Annotated in this window: 11 protein-coding genes and 2 pseudogenes; 5 read left to right on the top strand and 8 right to left on the bottom strand. The window is 58.3% G+C overall.

Annotation, left to right across the window (positions count from 1 at the left end; all coding sequences use genetic code 11):
- Positions 1 to 10: 10 nt before the first annotated feature.
- From AC0QUY_RS20305 to AC0QUY_RS20285, 5 genes and pseudogenes are all read right to left on the bottom strand, one after another.
- A complete protein-coding gene (locus AC0QUY_RS20305) occupies positions 11 to 1,444 on the bottom strand; it encodes an HlyD family type I secretion periplasmic adaptor subunit (protein ID WP_475388104.1) in 1,434 nt (477 codons plus the stop codon).
- Positions 1,431 to 4,136 carry a type I secretion system permease/ATPase gene (locus AC0QUY_RS20300; protein ID WP_475388207.1) on the bottom strand — a complete coding sequence of 902 codons (2,706 nt, stop codon included), beginning with the start codon at positions 4,134 to 4,136 and terminating at the stop codon, positions 1,431 to 1,433. Before AC0QUY_RS20300 ends, AC0QUY_RS20305 begins: the two co-directional genes overlap by 14 nt.
- A 121-nt stretch (positions 4,137 to 4,257) precedes the next feature.
- Positions 4,258 to 6,264, bottom strand: coding sequence for a heparin lyase I family protein (locus AC0QUY_RS20295; RefSeq protein ID WP_475388103.1), 2,007 nt, complete (start codon positions 6,262 to 6,264; stop codon positions 4,258 to 4,260).
- A gap of 680 nt (positions 6,265 to 6,944) precedes the next feature.
- Positions 6,945 to 7,437: pseudogene (locus AC0QUY_RS20290) on the bottom strand (integrase core domain-containing protein); the annotation flags it as partial.
- Entirely contained in the window at positions 7,424 to 8,095 is a 672-nt protein-coding gene (locus AC0QUY_RS20285) for a class I SAM-dependent methyltransferase (RefSeq protein WP_475388102.1), read from the bottom strand. The pseudogene AC0QUY_RS20290 and the gene AC0QUY_RS20285, both read right to left, overlap by 14 nt.
- A gap of 113 nt (positions 8,096 to 8,208) precedes the next feature.
- On the opposite strand from AC0QUY_RS20285, the gene AC0QUY_RS20280 reads away from it, so the two are divergent.
- Positions 8,209 to 9,345: a polysaccharide deacetylase family protein gene (locus AC0QUY_RS20280; protein WP_475388101.1), complete on the top strand. Its 1,137-nt coding sequence runs from the start codon at positions 8,209 to 8,211 to the stop codon at positions 9,343 to 9,345.
- A 136-nt stretch (positions 9,346 to 9,481) separates the two neighbouring features.
- On the opposite strand, the gene AC0QUY_RS20275 is transcribed toward AC0QUY_RS20280, so the two are convergent.
- On the bottom strand, positions 9,482 to 10,579 hold the full coding sequence (locus tag AC0QUY_RS20275; protein ID WP_475388100.1) for a glycosyltransferase family 4 protein: 1,098 nt from the start codon (positions 10,577 to 10,579) through the stop codon (positions 9,482 to 9,484).
- Between the two features lie 549 nt (positions 10,580 to 11,128).
- On the opposite strand from AC0QUY_RS20275, the gene AC0QUY_RS20270 reads away from it, so the two are divergent.
- A complete protein-coding gene (locus AC0QUY_RS20270; RefSeq protein ID WP_475388099.1) occupies positions 11,129 to 11,881 on the top strand; it encodes a WecB/TagA/CpsF family glycosyltransferase in 753 nt (250 codons plus the stop codon).
- 196 nt (positions 11,882 to 12,077) lie between these two features.
- Complete coding sequence (asnB, locus tag AC0QUY_RS20265) at positions 12,078 to 13,955, top strand: asparagine synthase (glutamine-hydrolyzing) (protein ID WP_475388098.1); 1,878 nt, start codon at positions 12,078 to 12,080, stop codon at positions 13,953 to 13,955.
- A gap of 402 nt (positions 13,956 to 14,357) precedes the next feature.
- Here asnB and wecB read toward each other — a convergent pair whose 3' ends face one another.
- Positions 14,358 to 16,715, bottom strand: a complete 2,358-nt coding sequence (gene wecB, locus AC0QUY_RS20260; RefSeq protein WP_475388097.1) for a non-hydrolyzing UDP-N-acetylglucosamine 2-epimerase — start codon at positions 16,713 to 16,715, stop codon at positions 14,358 to 14,360.
- Between the two features lie 371 nt (positions 16,716 to 17,086).
- On the opposite strand from wecB, the gene AC0QUY_RS20255 reads away from it, so the two are divergent.
- Entirely contained in the window at positions 17,087 to 18,235 is a 1,149-nt protein-coding gene (locus tag AC0QUY_RS20255; protein ID WP_475388096.1) for a glycosyltransferase, read from the top strand.
- 2 nt (positions 18,236 to 18,237) lie between these two features.
- Positions 18,238 to 18,417, top strand: a pseudogene (locus AC0QUY_RS20250) (transposase); the annotation flags it as partial.
- Between the two features lie 32 nt (positions 18,418 to 18,449).
- On the opposite strand, the gene AC0QUY_RS20245 reads toward AC0QUY_RS20250, so the two are convergent.
- Positions 18,450 to 19,649: a hypothetical protein gene (locus AC0QUY_RS20245; protein WP_475388095.1), complete on the bottom strand. Its 1,200-nt coding sequence runs from the start codon at positions 19,647 to 19,649 to the stop codon at positions 18,450 to 18,452.
- Between the last annotated feature and the right edge of the window lie 388 nt (positions 19,650 to 20,037).

Genomic DNA, 20,037 nt, shown 5'->3' with positions numbered 1-20,037 from the left:
GATGCTTCGTCTATCGTTCTCGCAAAGCCTCCTGCTTGTATCTTGCCAGCGGCGAGAGCAGGTAGCTGATAATGGTGCGCGAGCCTGTCTTGATCTCAACCGTCACGGCCATTCCCGGCCCAAGCTTGACGAGTTTCTCATCCACCTGCATGGCCGCTCGGTCGAGCGAAATACGAGCGGCATATTCCAGTTCCTGACCTTTCGGCTCGCTGCTGTTCGTCGCCGCGCCCAGAGTCCGGTCGGCCGAACTGCCTTGCGGCCTGTCGCGGGTAATAGCATCAGACGAAACGCTGAGCACGTCGCCATGAAGGAGCCCATAGCGCGTGAAGTTGAATGTGTCGACCTTAATCTCGGCTTTCTGTCCTGGATGCACGAATCCAATGTCGCGGTTGGAAAGCATAGCTTCGATCTCGAGCTGGCTTTCGCTCGGAACCACCACGGCTAGTGCCTGAGCAGGGGTCACCACGCCGCCCACCGTGTGAACAGCGAGCTGTTGCACGACGCCATCGACGGGCGCGACCAAACGCTGAAGTTTTGTGCGCCGTTCCGCCTTGATCACCTCCTGCGAAGCGCTCGCCGTCTTCTGCTCGGCTTTCGCGAGCGCGTCATAGGTCGTACGCCGAAACTCCGCCGCGGTCCTGTCCCTCGTTTCCTTCAGCAACGCCAGGGCGGCGTCGGCTTCGCGCAGCCGGCTCTGCTGCAGGACGAGGTCCTGCTGAAGCCCGACCAACTCCTGGTACTCGGAGAGATAGACGACCTTCGAGGCCAGCGCCTTGTCGACCAGGTTCTTCCGGATGTCCACGCGCTCCTGCAGCACCGGTATCGTCGCCTGCAGCTTGGCAACGCTCGCCGAAGTGGTTGCCCGTTCTGCTTCCTTCTGGCCCTGCTGGCGTTCGATCTCGGCAAGCTTGGCGTTCTGTTCGGCGCGCTGGCTGATCAGGAACTGGCGATACATCTCGACCTCCGCGGTGCTAGCGCTTTGCGGCGGCCGGAAGGCGGCAAGCGGATCCTCCGCGAGCGCGGCGCGCAGCCGGGCCACATCGAGTTCTGCGGCAAGCAGGTCGCTCTTCTGACGTTCGTTGTCGGCTTCCGTCATCGTCGGATCGAGTTCGATAAGAACGTCGCCGGCTTTCACGGTCTGCCCGTCACGGACGTGGATGGCGCGGACGACGCCCGTCTCGAACGGCTGGATCAGCTTGGTGCGTCCACCCGGCACGATCTTGCCGGTCGCGCTGGCGACGATATCGACGCTGCCGAACGATGCCCACAGCAGCGCGATGCAGAACACCGCGATGATGCTGGCGCCGATCGCGCGCCCGATCGGCGACGGCGGCGTTTCAGTGATCTCGAGCGCCGCCGGCAGAAACGCGATTTCCTGCTCGCGGCGCCGGGCCGGTGCCGGGCGGTTGGGAAACGGGACGATGTTTCGGCTAGCGGACGTCATGGATACCTGCCTGCAGATAGTGGAGGTTTGCGTAACGTCCGTTCGTGCGGATCAGCTCATCATGGCTGCCGTCCTCGACAATGCGGCCATGCTCGAGCGTGATGATCCGGTTTGCATTGCGCACCGTCGAGAGCCGATGCGCGATGACGAACACGGTCCTCCCGGCGGCAATTCGCTTCATGTTCTGCTGGATGGCGCGCTCGCTTTCGTAGTCGAGCGCGCTGGTCGCCTCGTCGAGGATGAGGATGCGCGGATCGGTAATCAGCGCGCGTGCGATCGCGACACGCTGGCGCTGCCCGCCGGACAGGCTGCTGCCCCGTTCGCCGACGACCGTGTCGTAACCCTCGGGCAGTTCCAGGATGAAGTCGTGAGCGCCAGCAAGGGATGCCGCCTCGATGACGCGCTCCATCGGCATGGCCGGATCGGCCAGTGCTATGTTCTCGCGAATCGAACGGTTGAACAACACGTTTTCCTGGAGGACGACGCCGATCTGACGCCGCAGCCAGGTCAGGTCGACCATCGCGAGATCGACGCCGTCGATCAGCACACGTCCGCTCTCCGGCACATAGAGACGCTGGATCAGCTTGGTGATGGTGCTCTTGCCCGAGCCGGACGAGCCAACGATGCCGATGACTTGGCCGGGTTGGACGTTGAATGACACGTTGTGGAGCACCTGGGAGCCGTCGATGCGATAGCGGAACGACGCGTGCTCGAACGTGACTTGCCCGCGGATCGGCGGCAGTGCGGCACGGCCCGGATTAAAGCTCGGCTCGGGCATGGTGTTGAGGATGTCACCGAGGCGAGCGATCGACAGACGGGCCTGGTGGAAGTCCTGCCACATCTGGGCGAGGCGCAGCACAGGCATGCTTACGCGCCCGGCCAGCATGTTGAACGCAACGAGCTCGCCGACGGTGAGGTCGCCGCCGATCACAAGCCGGGCGCCGAAGTAAAGCGTTGCCGCGATGACCAGCTTGTTGATCATCTGGACCGCCTGGCTCGCCGTATTGTTCAGGCTGAGCACGCGGAAGCTCGCGCCCACATAGCCGGCGAGTTGCTCCTCCCATCGGCGCTGCATCTGCGGCTCGACCGCCATGGCCTTCAGCGTCTCGACGCCCGTGACGCTCTCGACCAGGAATGCCTGGTTCTCGGAGCCCCGGTTGAATTTCTCATCGAGGCGCCGGCGAAACAGCGGCGCAGCGCCCGCGGAAATGGCGATGTAGAACGGGAATGACGCCAGAACGATCAGCGTCAATGTCGTCGAGTAGTAGAACATCACTGCAACGAAGACGACGGTGAACAACAGGTCGATCACGAGCGTAAGCGCCGAACTCGTCAGGAACTGACGGATGTTCTCCAGCTCGCGGACGCGTGCGACCGAATCGCCGACCCGGCGAGCCTGGAAATATGCGATCGGCAGCGCCATCAGGTGACGAAACAGCCGGGCGCCGAGCTCGACGTCGATGCGATTCGTGGTGTGCGCAAACAGATAGACCCGGAGCGTTTCGAGAACGGCCTCGAACACGGTCAGCGCCACAAGACCTATGATCAGAACGTCGAGCGTACTCATGCTTCGATGCACGAGCACCTTGTCGATGACCACCTGGAAGAACAGCGGTGAGATGAGGGCGAATATCTGCAGAAAGAACGATGCGACCAGCACTTCGCCGAGAAGACGGCGATACTTGTGGACCGCGCCGACAAACCAGCCGATATCGAAGCGACGGGAGAGATCAGTCAGCGACGCACGCCGCGCCATCAGGATGATGTCGCCATCCCAGATCGCCTCGAGCTCGGCCTGCGTCATTGCCTCGGGCTGAGGAGACAATGGGCGCTGAACCAGAATCTTGTCGTGATCGACCTTGCCGAGGATCAGGAAGCCGCCATCGCGCAGCAGGGCAATTCCCGGTAGCGGGGTGACCGCAAGCCTGCTCCAGTTCGACTTCTGCGCCCGAGCCTTCAGCCCGAATTCCTTGGCGCAGCGCAGGATTTCGGTAACACCCAGCTTCGCCGCGCCCATGCGATGCCGGATCTGTTCAGGATCGGCCGCAATGCCATGGCATCTCAACAGGATTGCCACTGCCACGAGCCCAGACTCGTCCTCGCTCTGAGGCACGATGCTCACAGCCTCGAAGTCGGATCCGGCCTCCTGGAGGGCCATATCGCTTCGTTCGCCGAAGCACGCACGCATCAATGAATCGCGGGCCCGCATTATGGTATCGCGAGCGCGCGTTACGGGGGCGACGGCGCGGCGCGCCAGACCACGCACGGTGACGCTCATGTCAGCGAGGGCTTGGGGCACCCGGTTGATGACGTTCTGCGATCCCGTCAGGATCAAGCGGCCGTCCCAGATTTCCTCGAATTCCGCGCGCGTCAGCAACTCCGGACGCGTCGCGGTCGGATGCAGCACGAGTGCCCCGTTGTCGTCGACCTTGCCGAGAAGCAGAAATCCGCCATCACGCAGCGATGCGATCCCAGGCAACTGGAGGTTCGCAAGTCGCTTCCAATGCGTTGTTCGTGAACGGACCTTGACTCCAAACTCGCGCGCGCAGCGAATCAAGGCGCTGATGCCTATCGTGCTGCTTCCGCAGCGCTCGCGGAGCTGGTTCGGCTCGGCGTGGACGCCATGAAGGCGCAGGAACAGAGCCAAGGCTCGAAGCCCATGGTCTGCGGCGTGGGCATTCCCATTCTGCATCGCCATAATGTTTTTACTCAAACCTTAGCAGCTACCGGCCGCGTTTGATGTTCCTTTTCTGCATTCCCAAACTTTGGTGGTGCCGCACCCAGGCGCTGATGCGCCCGGGTGCGGAAGTGGATCAGTGCGGTCTGGTCAGGATAGCGTTCTGCCCATAACCGGCCATTTGCGACACGGCCGACACGATCTGACCGGAATCGACCCGGCCGGTGTTCCCGGCCAGATACTGATTCAGCAGCGCAAAGCTCTGGCTCGCCAGGGATGCCGTGGTCGTCCCCGTTCCGAGCTGAGGATCCGTCACGGTCGCCTGCGCCCTGCCGGTTGCCAGCGTACCGGTGAACGACTCCGCGTGCTGCTGCAGCCGCTCAAAGCCCTGGTTCGCGAGGAAACCTGCGCTCGTGGCAGTCGCCAGCGCATGATCCGTACCGGTGATCGACCGCTGCGCGGTGGGCGCTGCGGTGCTGGTGACGGGGGCCACGTGCTGCTGCACGGAGCTTTGGCCCCGCAAGCTCGAACCCGTCGAGACCGAGGACACGGTGCTGGTTTGCGGCGCCGTTGTGGCCGTCATAGTCGTCGGTCGCGGATCCACCACGCTGATGGTCTGCGGTGCGGACGACGCCACAGCGCCGGTGACCGGGTCCTGCGCGCGTGCCGTCAGCGTGAGGGTTGCGACCGGCTGACCTCCGCCCCTGTAGTTCGATGTCAGCGTCAGTCCGCTGTTGACCTGCGCGGCCGTCAAGGTGATGTCTCGTCCCCTGAACGTTTGACCATCGAGCGCGCTGGTGATCGTCTCGTACTTCGGCAACCCCGTGATGTTCATGCTCACGCGGTCATTGGTATCGGTCGTTGTCACCTTGGTTCCCAGGTTGACCGTACCACCTCTGCCGGCCACCCAGAGCGAGGGATCCGCGACGGTGAGGACCGGCCTCGTGACGGATGACGTAGGGGTGGTTGGGGTCGTTGGCGTGGTTGGGGACGTCGGCGTCGTCGGGGTCGCATCAATCTGAAGACCGGTGAACGTCTTCACCGCACCCGAGAGGTTCGCCGCAAGACCGGAAAGATCCTTGATGCTGGCTCCGCTCGGAAGATTGACTCCGGTGATCGCGACCGCCGAGGTGTCCCTGTCGGTCGGCGCGACGGTCGTTCTAAAGGTGAGCGAGCTCGTGCCCGAGCCACCGACATAATCGGCCGTGTCGCCATTGTTGAGCGCCAGCGTAGGCGTACCGGTGACGGTCACCGCCTCGCTGAAGCCGAGCGTCATTGTGATGGTATCGCCGTTATCTGCGATTCCCGTCCCTGGTGAAGCGGAGACCTGCGTCACCGACGGCGCGACGTTTGGCGGCGTGATCGGCGTCGTCGGCGTGGTTGGCTGTGTCGGCGTCGTGCCGCCCACACCCTGCCAGCCGTTTGCCATCGATCCGGTGACGAGCGTCAGATTGCGGAAGTCGGCGATCACAGTCTGGTTAGGACCTGCGTTCCGATAGAGGCCTTCCAGCCAGTAGGTGGGATCTCCATACCCTAGAGGGCCCTGATAGTTCACAACCTGGTTGCCGTCGATCGCGACCTTTAGATATCCGCCGCCGCTATTGCTGACGTTGGCCTGGATGTTGATGTCTTTGTACTGGCCGGGCTGAATCGGATTCGGGTCGGTCCACAGCGTCAACATGCGCAGATCGGGCGACCCATTGCGAGGATCCCCGCCCGGCTGAACATAACGAGCGACAATCTGCAGCCGATCCCCAGCAAGCTGGATCGCGAATGAAGGCGATGCCCCTCGCGCAGACGCGGCGCTTTGCATTTCCCCCGTAACGAACCATGATGCCGTGTTTACGAACGTGTTGTTCGGCCCGTTCGGCTGCACCATGAACTGGTAGTCGATAGCGAGCGGTGTGCCGGGATTGATCAGCGAAGGGGTCTGATTGACTAGGGAGCGCTCGGCCTGCTCGCCAGTCTGAACATCGTTCCAGGCCCTGTCACCCGGCCGAATTTCGAATCGCAGGGTTTGCGGGTCGGGATTGGTCAGGCTGTAGCTCTTTAACGCCGTCAGCGTCGAGTAAGAGTCGCCGCCAATGTCAAAGTAGGCTCCCCGCGCAGGCGAAAACGACGTGATCGTGCCGGTGGTATTCAATTTAGGACTCCTTAGATTTACCGAGTTGTGACTTGACAAGGGAATTCCGCTGCCACGCAAACGCGCGCGACATACCGCATGCTCGCAACACCTTGCGCCGCGAGCAGATTCCAGTGCATCGCATTTTTTCGACTGCGAGCATATTCCAATGCTCGGACCGCGAGCACATTCCAATGCATCGCGGCTCGGACCGCGGGCACATTCCAATGCATCGCAGTCTCAGACTGCGAGCACATTTCAATGCAGCTGGGATTGGCCCCCCCTGACTGCAGAGCCGGTTTGTTAGTGACCAAAAATGGCGAAAAAACTTTCGAAATGTGATTTATACACTTGTATGTGTCGCCCAAACACTTGCGCTTCTGGACCAATAATGCACCGACGCACGCTCGATTCGCCGATCAGGACACGCGCCGGATTTTTCCGTCAGATTTCGTCCACAATTGCCCTTCGATCGGCTTCCGCTTGGCCCGCTACATCGACTGCGCTCGCGACATCGAAGTTGCCGAGAGGTAGCGAGCGCATGGGGGTTCCCCCGGTTGAACTCGATCGAAGTGCTTCTGACCTGCCACTGAATTTTGATCCAGCAGCGGTTAGAGGTCTCGAGGTTTGTAACGCCAAGTGGCGCGGGTGGAGCAACGGAGGATCGACGGGGCTGGTCAGGTTGCGCAGCCGATCGTCCGTGCGGCGGGGGGCAGGTATTTCAGCGACGAGTGAGGGCGCCGGATATTGCAGTCGGCAACCCAGGCAGCGATCTTGGTGCGGGCGTCATCCAGATCGAAGAACAGGGTCTCGTTGAGCAGCTCAGCGCGCGTCCGGCCGTTAAAAACTCTCGATGAAGCCGTTCTGCATCGGCTTCGACAAAGTGCCAATCGATGACGGCGTCCTAGGCGAGCACGGCGTTGCAGGTGAACTCGGCGCCATGGTCGGACACGATCATCCCTGGCCTGCCGCGTTGCTCGACGATTGCCGTCAGTTCGCGGGCCACGCGCCGTCCCAAGATCGACGTCTTCAGATGCCCAGGTCCGTGGTGACGTCGTCGACGATGTTGAGGATGCGCAATCGCCGGCCGTTGGCGAACTGGTGGTGGTCCAGCGACCAGCGTGCATTCGGCCTCGCCGCTACCAGGATCGAGGCTCGGGTGTCGCTGCCAGCCTGAAATTCAGGTCTTGACCGCCATCAGAGACTTGGTCATGCAAAGATAGCGCTCGCGATATATCCTTGCGTCAGGGAAGGCTTCGGCCATTTCGCGCCAATTGAACAGATACCAGTCGGGATCGGTTGACGCGAACCAGAAGCGATTGATGAATCTGAACAGCGCAATCTGCAGTCTTCGGGGCAGCAACACGATAATGCCCGGAAGGCAGGTGTGACTCTCGATGAAAAAGTAGCGATATGGCGTCTGGACGTAGAACCGCTTTGCGACGCGCGCGATCTCGCGGGCAAAGTGCCTCTGGTGTTCCTGCGCGATAGCGCGAAACGCGGCGTCGCCTGTGATCTTCCAAACGTCCTCCTTCGGCGCGGTCACGTGCTCGATAACCGACGAGCAGAAACAGAAATCGAATTCCTTATCGCGGAACGGAAGATTCCCGGCCTCCTGCAACAGCACGGTCTTGTAGCCGTAGGTCTCCCGGGCTGCTTTCAGGTCCCGTTCGGAGATGTCGCAAACGGTGATGTCCTGGTGAAAAGGCAGTACGTCGTGGATGTGACGCCCGGTCGCTCCGCCCAGGTCGAGGATTCTCGCGTTGAGTGGCAGATCCACCACGCGCATCAGGAATTGACCGCGTCGCTTCCGCGCCGCTGAAGAAAGCTGAGCTTGAAGTTGCATCAGCATGGCCGCTCCTACGTCTCCGTACGGATTGACTGTAGCAGCTTTCAAGGCGTTGCTGTCGGATCATTCGGCAGGCCTGAAGTGCCCGCACATACTCACAACGGAGTAGCTACAATGTGGACCGGTTGTTGAGTGTTCACGAAGAGACGTCCCTTGCCTTCACGTCCATCGAGGTGGCACTCTTCTCTTGGAACATATCGAACTTTGAGCCGAACGGATCACCCGCTGCGGATGTCACCTCAATGAAGCAGCACGTTAAAAATGCTCTGTTTCATGCAATCGGGAGTGCGGGACTATTTCCGTTGTTCCGCAGGATCTTCGCGGGCAGAGCGGTGATCGTGATGTTCCACGAGATACAGCAGGATTGTCGGTCGGAATTGATGACCGGCGTTTCTGTTGAACATTTTGAATATTCGCTCAAGTGGCTGCGGCGGGAAGGATGGGCGATTGTTAGCCTCGAGGAGTGTCTCGAGCGTCTCGCTAGAAATGACCAATCGCGTCGCTATGCCGTCCTTACCTTCGATGACGGGTACCGGGACAATGTCTCGGTAGCGTTGCCAATCCTCGAGCGCAATAACGCTCCATTCATGATTTACGTGCCGACCGGCGCGCTAACGCGGAGCTTGCAATCCTGGTGGCTTGGAATACGCGAGCTAGTTCGCTCGAGAGAAGAGATAACGATCGACCCAATGGGCGTTCGTTTTCATTGTGCTGACTGGCGAAGCAAGCAAGATACGTTGAGAAAAGTCGATAAGTGGGTGCACGGAGACTATAACCGAGCTGATGTCCTTGCGACGGCGATCGAACGCGCTGGTATTTCTATCTCAGCGCTGAACGACCGATACTTCCTTGATACGCGCGCGCTGCAAAGTCTCGCCCGTCACCCTCTCGCGTCAATTGGCGGGCACACGACCTCGCATCGGGCGCTCGCAACATTAGATGCGGACGCAGTGCGAACCGAGTTGGTGGACAATCGCAACTATCTCGAAAATTTGCTTCAACTGCCCGTTCGCCACCTGGCATATCCATATGGAGGTCCGGGCGCATGCGGTGTACGAGAAGGGCATCTCGCCAATGAAGTGGGATATCTGAGCGCCGTAACAACACGACACGGTCAGCTAGGCATCGATCTTCTCGACCGATTCGCGCTTCCCCGCATTGGGGTGAGCAGTGCATTTGACTCGGAAATCTCTTTCGCGGCTCGAATGAATGGGGTTCAGTTAGCAGCACAGATGCTGCTTGCGAGACGATAAAGGTGCTTCGCGCCTGCCCGGGCTGCCACCGGGCCAAGCGATCCCAAATCTTCGGAGGTGCAGGTAACTGCGCCTGGCATGGTTGAGGCAGTGGAAAGAAACTCGTGGCTGCTGTTTATTCGACTGTTCTCTGGCTTCAACGCCGTGCTGCCTTTCGCCAGATCGACACCAGGCGTTGTACGTAGTTGCTGATTTCATATCGCTCCGCATGATCGCGGCGGGCGGTGTCGCCTAGGCGCCGCCTCAACGCTCCATCTTCCAGCAACTGATTAAGCGCATTGGCAAGCGCGTCGGCGTCACCAACAGGCACGAGGAGCCCGTTGCGTTCGTGAGCTATGACTTCGGGAACCGCACCAACAGGTGTTGCGACCACAGCTATACCGTGAGCGAAGGCCTCGATGACTGCCATTGGGAGACTTTCGACGAAGGATGGCAGGGTAAGAATATCGGTCCGCTGAAGCAACGCGGCGGTTTCTGAAGGATCAAGCCAGCCCGGCAACTCCACTCGATCGGCGATTCCAAACCGTCGAGCCTGATCGCGGGTTTGCTGTATTTCTCCGCTTCCAGCTATGGTGGCGGTCCAGTTGGTGCGGCACGCCAGCTTTCCGAGTGCATCAACGAGTTGCGGCACACCCTTTTCTGGATCGAGGAAACCAAGGAAGGTAATGCGAAGCTGCCCGGATTCCGACTGCCCCCGATTTGGTTCGCCCGGGGAGGTGGTTGCGTTCGGAAGGATCGTGATTTTATCTCGAAGGGTAGGTAGCCGATCGAGAATGACGCGCGCGCCATAGTCGCCCAGCACAATAATCGCTGCGCTATCCACGAACAATCGGTTGATGCTTCGACGTAAAGATGTCCCGGCTGTTGTCCAGAATTGATCAAACTGGCCGGCGTGAAGATGAACGACATAGGGCACTCGAAAATAGCGCGCTATAGCCGCGATGATCAGTTTGCGGTACGCGCTCCCGCGAAATGCGAGGTGAAGGTGGATTAGGTCAACGTTACCGCGCCCCGCGGCGACACAGAATTGGGCCAGTGCCCGTGCAAAGACCACCACTGCCCAATAGATGCTCTTCTGTCCCCTGGTTACCAGTCGCTCGGCCTTGACGCCAAGGTCTCCGCGTTGGTCGATTGTATCGATGATGAGATCCGTAAGCCGATCAATTCCTCCTCGCCCATGCGGGCCGTAGGGAGTAGCTACGATCAAGCGAAGGGTATTCCGGTTCGTACTCATCAAATACACCAATAAGCTCGGGGGGGAGCCATCCTTGGCAACTCCCGCCTAACAGTGCGGGCTTTAACGGAAGATCAATCCGACGCTCTTCAAAGAACGCTGCGCCGCGATGCGCGACAATATCCTTGGCACTCAAACAGTCTGAAGAACCTTACTACTCTTGGTGGCTTGCTCACAAGCGTGGTGTCCAGCTGGCGAGGCCGGCTTCAAATCCAACGTGGAGCGCTAAATGAAAAATCATCCTGCTTGACACCAAAGGTAGTTTGCCACACGTGGCAATCTTGCGTCACTACCTATTGGCCCCGCCATTCCAATCCGTTCTCAATGCGCATCGGCTCGGCTCGATGTTCCGGCCAACGTAGACGGCGGCTGGGTACTCACGACTGGGTAGCCACTCAGTCCCCGTAACGACCCTTTTGCTTGCACTGGCTCGGCACGCCCCAATGCTATTGTAGTGGGGATGAATCTTGCGGTGTTCAGATCTGGCTAGCGGCCGCGGGGGTGGAGATGCGTGCGTCGTTTCTAGGGTGCCCCATTGATGTCCTGACGATGGCCGATACCGTCGAACTCGCACGCAAGGCGATGCATAGCCACCAGCGCTTGCAACACGTTGCGATCAACGTAAACAAGTTCGTCAGCATGCGCTTTGACCCAGTGCTCGCTGCCGATGTCGCTAGTAGCGATGTGATCAGCATCGATGGCATGGGCATCGTGTGGGGCGCGCGGGCACTCGGCCTGCCGGTCAAGTCGCGCGTGACCGGCATCGATCTGCTCACCGAGCTTCTTGCACTCTGTGCAAGCGAGGGCTTCAAACCGTATTTTCTCGGGGCGACGCCCGGCGTGTTGCAGCAGGCCGCGCAGCGAGTCCTCGACAAGCATCCCTCGATCGCGTTCGCAGGCCTCAGGGATGGATACTTCAGGCGCGAGCAGGAGGCGGACGTGGTCAGTGAAATTCGGTCCAGCCGCGCCGACTGCCTTTTCATCGGCATGCCGACGCCGCGCAAAGAGCACTTCCTTGCGTCCCATCGCGATGCGCTCGGCGTCCCCTTTATCATGGGGGTCGGTGGGTCGTTCGATGTTCTTGCCGGCACAGTACGGCGGGCGCCGGCTCGCATGCAGCACCTTGGGCTCGAATGGCTGTACCGCGTCTATCAGGAACCGGGGCGCATGTGGTGGCGATATGCCAAGACCAATACGTTGTTCGCCGGAATCCTGGCCCAGGCCATTGTACGGCAGAGCCTTGGCATGGCACCGCGAGCGAGCAGCGCGCTGCCACCTGGAACGGGCCAGGCGGGCGGGTGAGGCGTGCAGAAGCACTTTCCAATTCTGCCAGATACCTGTCCGGGAGCGATCAAGCTGGTACCGGCGATCAGCCGTCTCAAGGCCGAAAGGGGTATCGTCATTGCCGTCTGCGGCATGGCGCAGCTGTTTCGTTCCAGTCGAAACTTGATCGCAGCTTCCCCAGAAGGAGCACGGCGGTCCAGATAAGGCATCTAGCATGTGTGGGATATTTGGATGGGTTCTTGGGGCCGCGGCGCATCAGGCTCGCAAGACTCTTGTCAGCCTTACCGATTTGATGGCTCATAGAGGGCCGGACGGCTCGGGCTACCGGCTTTACAAGACGACTGATGAGCAATTTCAGGTCGGTCTCGGCCATCGCCGGCTCTCGATCATTGACATCGGTGGCGGCGCGCAACCGATGTCGAGTGAGGATGGCCGCTTCACCTTAGTCTTCAATGGCGAAATCTATAATTACATTGAACTGCGGCAGGAACTCATTGCCCTCGGTCATCGCTTCCGCACGAACTCAGACACCGAGGTGCTTATCGAGGCATATCGCGCCTGGCAACTCGACGCAGTACGCAAATTTCGCGGCATGTTCGGCTTTGCGCTGTGGGACGAAGCGGAGCAGCGACTGATACTTGCCCGCGACGCCTTCGGCAAAAAGCCATTATTTCTCGTCGAGCTGCAGGGCGTTCTCCTCTTCGGCTCGGAGATTGAGCCGCTCGTTCAGTTTCCGGGCTTTGACCGAGCGTTCGATTCCGAAGCGCTCGGCCACTATCTTCTTAATCGCTATGTTCCGGGGCCTTCCACGTTTTTTCGTGCGGTGAAGAAACTGCAGCCTGGCCACTATGCCGTATGGCAGCGCGGAACGCTGAGAACGACACGCTATTTTACGCCGCCGTTTGCGACGACAGTGCCGGACATCAAGTCCTTCGATGATGCGGTACGCTTGTTCGAAAAGACATTTGATGAGGCCGTCCGCATTCGCATGCGTAGCGACGCGCCGTTCGGCGCATATCTTTCGGGTGGCATTGACTCCTCGGCGGTCGTAGCAACCATGGTTAGGCATAGCGCGGAGCCTGTGCGAACTTTCTCGGTGGGCTTTCGGGAAGCGGAATACTCGGAACTCGATCATGCGCGTGTCGTTGCTGGTCGGTTTGGCACGATTCACAATGAACTATTCGTCGAACCCGACGCCTTCATGGAACATTGGTTTACAGCCGTCTTGCGACGTGGTGCGCCGGTCAGCGAGACATCTGACATCCCGATCTTCATGCTTTCGGAAATGGCCTCTAGCAGCGTGAAGATGGTACTTACGGGAGAAGGCGCCGATGAGTTGATGGGTGGATATCCGAAGCACCGGGCTGAGCAATGGATAGGTCTGTACCAATGGCTGATACCACACCTGCTGCACGAGCGGCTGATCTATCCGCTGGTGCGTTCATTGCCCTATGGGATGAGGCGCGTAAAGATTCTTGCGCTGGCCGCGGGCGAGCGCGACCTTGTGAATCGTATGCGCATGTGGTTCGGCGGCACTTCGGTTGCCGAGGCCGAGGCGATGCTGGGCCGGACCCTGTCGGCAACGCCGCCGGATGCCTTTCCATACTCGTCCGGACTCAAGTCTAGTCTGCGACGTACATTGTTCTTTGATCAGACATCATGGCTTCCAGATGATCTGTTGGAACGAGGCGATCGAATGATGATGGCGGGGTCGATCGAGGGTCGGATGCCATTTATGGACACGATACTGGCCGGCGTCGTGGCGCGTTTCCCGGACGAATTTCTGACGGGAGGCAAGGGCGGCAAGACTGTGCTGCGCGCGGCAATGGACAAGATCCTTCCACCGGAGATCGTGCGGCGGAAAAAGATAGGATTCCGTGTGCCGATCGGAGAATGGTTTAGAGGCCCTTATCGTGATTTCGTGCAGGACCTGCTGTTGAACGAAACCTCCAGTTTAGCGCAAATGATAAGTGGCCCTAGGCTCCGTAGCCTTGTCACAGAGCATCTTAGCGGTCGACAGAACCACGAGAAGAATCTTTGGTCATTGATAAATCTCGAGATCTTCTTGCGAACATTCAAGATAGCAACATGAAAATGACCGGCTCGCTTTTTGGCTCCGTCTGCGGAGCCCGGGCGATCGAACTGCTTTTTGTCGTAGATCGCAGCCGCACGCCGTCCGCTCTCATCGGAGCGTAGCTCGCGTTTCCAGCGGCATTGTTCGACATGCTCGGACGCCCTCATCAACGAAGCAAATGGCTGCATTCCAGCGGCCGAGGCTGATTGGCTTGGTCGTATCGGCTGTTCTTGGAGAGCATGGCGCGCTGTTCGCACAACGCGCCTCCAACTCGACGATCAGGGTGGCTATGCTCCTGACGCACGCGCAAACACTCCTGCGGCGCGAGGCCGTTGATCTCGAGCTCGACGCTAAACTGGAAACTCGGCTCGCCAGTATGTGGCTTCTAAACCATTCTGCGACCAGAACACTGATGACCTTCTATGAAGCTTGTTGAACATCCGTCTTTGAACGAGATCGTCCATCATCGATACGACGCGATTGAGTTCGGTTACGGCTTCTCCTGGCCCGGATTGCGACGGGTCGGCGGTCCTGGGTCAGCTCGGCGTTGATCAACTGTTCGAACGAAAGCAGCGGGGATTCGAACTTCCTGGATGCGTACACCGTGTGATTTGAAAGAATGACCAGCACGTCCGCCCAGCCATCGACTGCTTCTATGGGGAAGAGCTCGAGATCCCAATCTTTCACGAAGGGATCGTGGCAGCGGATTTCGTATCTTTTCGACAGAAGCCTTGCGATCTCCAAAGCCGGAGTTTCGCGAGCATCGTCAACGTTTGGCTTGTAACTCACTCCCAAAATTCCGATTTTCCTGGCGGACGAGGCGATCTTGCTTTGAATTCGCTCGGCGGTGTGCTTCGGCATTTCGTCATTCAGTTCGCGCGCCGTTCTTATGAGATTCAAATCACCGCCGATGTCTTCGGTCAGGAACCACGGATCGATGGCGATGCAGTGGCCCCCGACGCCGATACCCGGTTGCAAAATGCTCACGCGCGGATGCTTGTTCGCAAGCTGAATCGCGGCCGAGATGTCGAACCTGAATTTATCGGCAATCAGGGAAAACTCGTTCGCGAGAGCGATATTGACGTCGCGGAAAGTGTTTTCCATGAGCTTTACGCACTCCGCCGTCACGAGGGTTGTCTGGTGAATCGCACCCTTCGTGAATGTCGAGTAAAGGCGCGCCGCTCTCTGTGCTGGTTCCGGCGACGTGGCACCGATGATGCGGTCATTGTGCACAATCTCATGCAGCGTGTTGCCGGGAATCGCTCGCTCCGGACAATGCGCGACGTCGACTTTCAATTGTCTCGATTGGAGGATTGGAAGTACGATGTCTTCACAGGTCCTTGGCTTGACCGTCGATTCGATGATGAGGAGATTTCCGTCTTTCATGACGGGGAGCAGGCTGTTGACGGCCGAAAGAACGAAGGACAAATCGCATTTCTTGTTTTCGTGGGGAGTCGGTACGGCCACAACGAAAACGTCCGCCGCAGCAGGCTTCGTCTGAGCTTTGAAGTTTCCAGTCTTCAAGGCCGCCGTCAACAGTTCCGGAATGCCATGTTCGTCAAATGGGCAGTGGCCGCTGTTGATCTCATTCACTTTCTTCTCGCTGAGATCAAAGCCGGCTACCCTTACGCCCGCGTTCGCAAATAAGAGGGAAGTCGGAAGTCCCATGTAGCCAAGGCCCACAACGCAAACGGTATCCTGTGTTTGCCGAACCGGCTGGACATGTTGGCCTAAGACGATGTCGAGAATTCTCTCGGCGGTATGGCCGTCTCCAAATGGATTCGTCCAAGGGATCATCGGGCGATTGAGAGCCGCGACCATCGCCTCCGCGTTTCGATGTACCAAAACATTCGCGCCGACGTCGACGGTTTCGGGCCGTTCCGTGGAATCGCGAATCGTCACGCAAGGTACGCCGAGGATACAAGCTTCTTCCTGGACACCGCCGGAATCAGTAATAACGGCCGTGCAATTCGAAAGCAAATTCAGGAAATCCGAATAGCCGACAGGGTCCGTCCAGGTGAGATTCTCAGGCAATTCGATCTTACTTTCCTTGAGAACCTTCTGTGTTCGATAGTGGATCGGCCAGCACACGTGGCCGGGGATTTCTGCGATCAGTTGGATGATTTCCTTCAGCGCATCCGGATCATCGACGTTCGCGGCCCGGTGGGATGTAAGGAGGTAATATCCCTTCGTTTGTAATTTCAGTTCGGAAAGAATCTGACTCGTTTTCTCCGCGTGAACCCGGTGAGAAAGCAAGGCGTCGACGATCGTGTTGCCGACCTTGAAGATCTTCGACTCCGGAAGGCCTTCTTTTTTCAGGTAGCCGACCTGCAAGTCGGTGACGGCAAAGAGATAATCCGAAATATGATCGGCGATGATTCGGTTGCTTTCTTCCGGCATCGTTTGGTCAAACGAGCGCAATCCGGCCTCGATGTGCCCGACCTTGATATGAAGTTTGTTCGCCGCGAGTGCGCCAGCCACCACGGTGTTCGTATCGCCTTGAACGAGCAATACATCGGGCTTCTCCGACATCAGGATCGGCTCAAGCGTGATCAATATGCGGCCTGTTTGGTTTGCGTGACCGCCGGAGCCGACATTCAAATTGTATTTCGGTGCGGGAAGATCGAGTTCCGAGAAAAAGATGCCGTCGAGTTTTTCCGAGTAATGTTGCTTCGAATGAATGATGAAGTAATCGAGCTTTCGCTTCCGGCATTCGCGAATGACCGGCGCCAGTTTGATGATTTCCGGGCGAGTGCCAACGAGAATGGCGATTTTCATCTTGGTTACACGTCCTCCCGTCGACATCAATTCCTATGCCGAAGCGGACACGCCCTTTGGCCCTTGGGCGAACGAGAGAACCATATCCAAAAATCTTTGCGTGTGCGGACCCTTTCGGATTACCCCGTCGGTTTCCTGCTCCTGAGCAGGCGGCGCGCGTTGCCGGGACAGGTACGATGATCTATCTTCGGGCCACGATGCTGATGACCGGGGACATTCGGCCAGAAAGAATCAATGGCAGATGATATCGAGGGACTCGCTTCTGCGCGGGGTCGTCTCGTTGAGGATCCAGACTTGAGACAGCGTCTAGGCGAAGAAAGCTTTGCATGGTTCGACGTTCAAGTTGGACTGAACGCTCGTTGCGATTTGGGATGAATCAGTCCATGCGGGAGAGCGCTGACATTCGTGTGTTGCACTTCATTGAAGGTCTAGGCGTGGGAGGCAAAGAACGACAGCTCGTCGAACTGTTGAGGGGGCTTTTCCCTTACCGCGACATAAAGTCATTCGTCGCGGTTACGAGGGAGGATGATCATTACGAAATTGACCGTGACCACGCGCAAGTTATTCCGCTAGTTCGGCAACGCAGGAGAGATTTGGGCATTTTCAAGCGCTTGTACGAGCTGGTCTCAGATTTGAAAATAGATGTCATTCACTCTTGGGGCTCGATGTGTTCGATTTATGCAGCTCCGGTTGCGAAACTGTGCGGCGCAGCTTTCGTCAATGGCTTTGTGCGAGACGCGCCGCCGCATATGACGCTGTGGGATAAGCAGTATCTAAGGGGCAAGCTGACCATTCCATTTTCAGACATTGTTGTCGCCAATTCGCGCGCGGGTCTGGCTGCCTACCATATTCCCGAGCGAAAAGGTGTATGCATCTACAACGGATTCAGCTCTGAAAGAGTCGTTGGCTTGGCGAACGAGGCAGAGCTTCGTAGCATGTTGGGAATCACGACCCCTCACATTGTCGGGATGATTGCCAAGTTCAGTCCTGGTAAAGACTATGCAATCTTCGTCGAAATGGCATGCCGCATTTGCCATCTTAGGGACGACGTTACGTTTGTGGCTGTCGGCGATGGTGGAACGTTAGGGCAAGTGCGCGCTCGCGTTCTACCAGAACATTCGCCGCGCATAAAGTTTCTGGGTCGGCGGAAGGATGTAGAAAGTATTGCCAATCTCCTCACTGTGGGAGTTCTCGTTAGCAACAGCCGTCTACACGGGGAGGGTATTTCCAACTCGATTGTCGAATGCATGGCGGTTGGTAAGCCAATTGTAGCAACAAACGATGGGGGCACTCCTGAACTGGTCCTGGAAGGACAGACGGGATTTCTTGTGCCGAGCCACGACGTTGGGAGTTTGACCGATCGTGTGATCAGACTCCTCGATGATCGTAAGCTTGCGAACGAATTCGGCAGGGAAGGGCGTCGACGTATTGAAACGGCATTTTCGCTCGATGCGATGATTAACGCGTATCTATGCCTCTATCGAAGCGTGGCGGATAGGAGGGGACGCGACCTTGAGTGAGGAGCGCGCAGAGCTGGCGCGAACTCCTGATCGACGTCGAGCAGCGCGGATTGAACATCGCCCCCGAAACTGCCATTGGCGACGGGGCGCTCGGCTTCTGGAAGGCGCTGGACGAGGTCTTTCCCGGCAAACGTCACCAGTGCTGCTGGGTGCGCAAGACCGTCAGTGTCCTCGGAGCGATCCGGATGACCAACTAACGAAAATGCTCATTGGCTCAGTTAAATTCCGGCGGATGCGGACTCGCCGTCGACGGCCAAGTCGTCCACACTTCGATGTTGGTTTGCTCGGTTGAGTATGTGTTCGTTGGTGACCGCACAAGGTTCGAATACGCGGCGAACGGAATAATCCGGTCGATAGGATCCTCCGTGGCTTTGTTCCAACCTACGGATTGTGTGACTCCATTCCAGGTGAAGTTGAACGCACCAGACTGGGCGAAAATCTGAACACCATTGATGGCCGCCCAAACCCAGCCGGTGCCGTTCATGCTACGATTCAACGCGAATTCGATATGGAACCACTGGCCGAGAGGCACCGGCGCATAATTGGTCTGACCGACCACCATGGAGCCAAACGACGACGAGGGGCTTAACAGCGCCTGAGCATAAGTTTTATAAACTCCATGGACCCAGCCGTCATGGCTGACCTGCCAAATGATCTGGTTTTTTGTCCAAGCGGCCATCACAAGGCCGATGCCAAATCGCTCGGTATTGTTGCCACCGCCGATGCTCGCTCCAGTGGTTATGGTCTCCATAAACATGAACCAAAATGCTCCGCGCGAGGCCAAGTCGGGCTGCAGCCACATCCACTGCGAAATATAGAGCATTCCCTGTGGCTGACTCACATCCGGGAAGATCCGAAAGGTATCTTGAGTCGGAGCGACATATGGATTCAAAAAAGTAGATTTGAGCACTTTATTCGAAACCCCGGCCGGGACAGAATTATTCGTGACGATCTGACGAGTCTGATCCGATGGACTATTCCAAATCATTTGCAGCGAGTCGATCGATCCAGCCTTTCCGCCCCAAATGCCGGTGGGGTAGCGCGGGCTTGTGTTGCCGTAAACAAGGTCGGTGCCCACAACGTCGGTCCAACCGCCGCCGTTGTAGGTCCGCGCACCTATATTCAAGGACAATCCCTGAAACGAAAGACCTAAAAATGGACCCGAGTCAGGGACGGGAGCTGGAGCTGCTGCCGCCGGCGCGGATTCGCCGATGTTAGACGAAATGCAAGATGGCGCACCATCTAGTTTTGGCACAGTATCTTGCGAGGTCTGTTCAAATCTACTTATCGAGCGTTCTAGAGAGGGACATCCATTTTCGACGAGATATGTTCCGCTTATATCGGTGCAATTGAGGGCGTCCGCCGAAAACATCCAGAACGTGAGAAGAGCTACGCAAATCGATAGTTGTTTCATTTAACTCCCTGGAACAAACATGCGCCCATTAGCGGGAAACTCGACGTTCCTGAGCGCGCTTTCACCTCACGAGCATAGTATTTTGAAACGGTCCGCGGCTCGACTCTTTCGGATTACCCATTCTCTTCTGCAAGAAGCCGAGCCAGGCGGTAGGGGAATGGTACAGACGCCCTTACCCTGACGGCGGCGCCGACCCATTCAGCGGCGCTAGAGCGGGAGGGCGAGACCAGCCGCATTGCCGCCGCTCCGGCATCCAACCATCTGATCCAGAGCGGCCTTCCGAGCGAAGCGCTTCTCGCCCAGATCGTGGTGGCCAGTATGCCGATGGGGCTGCCGCTCTACCGACGATCTTGCGGCGGCTATGGCGGCTCTCGACGCCGGCGACAGC

The organism is Bradyrhizobium sp. WYCCWR15520, from assembly GCF_056174665.1.
Note: the sequence above shows the minus strand (reverse complement) of the source record. Positions and strands in the feature narration are given on the sequence as shown.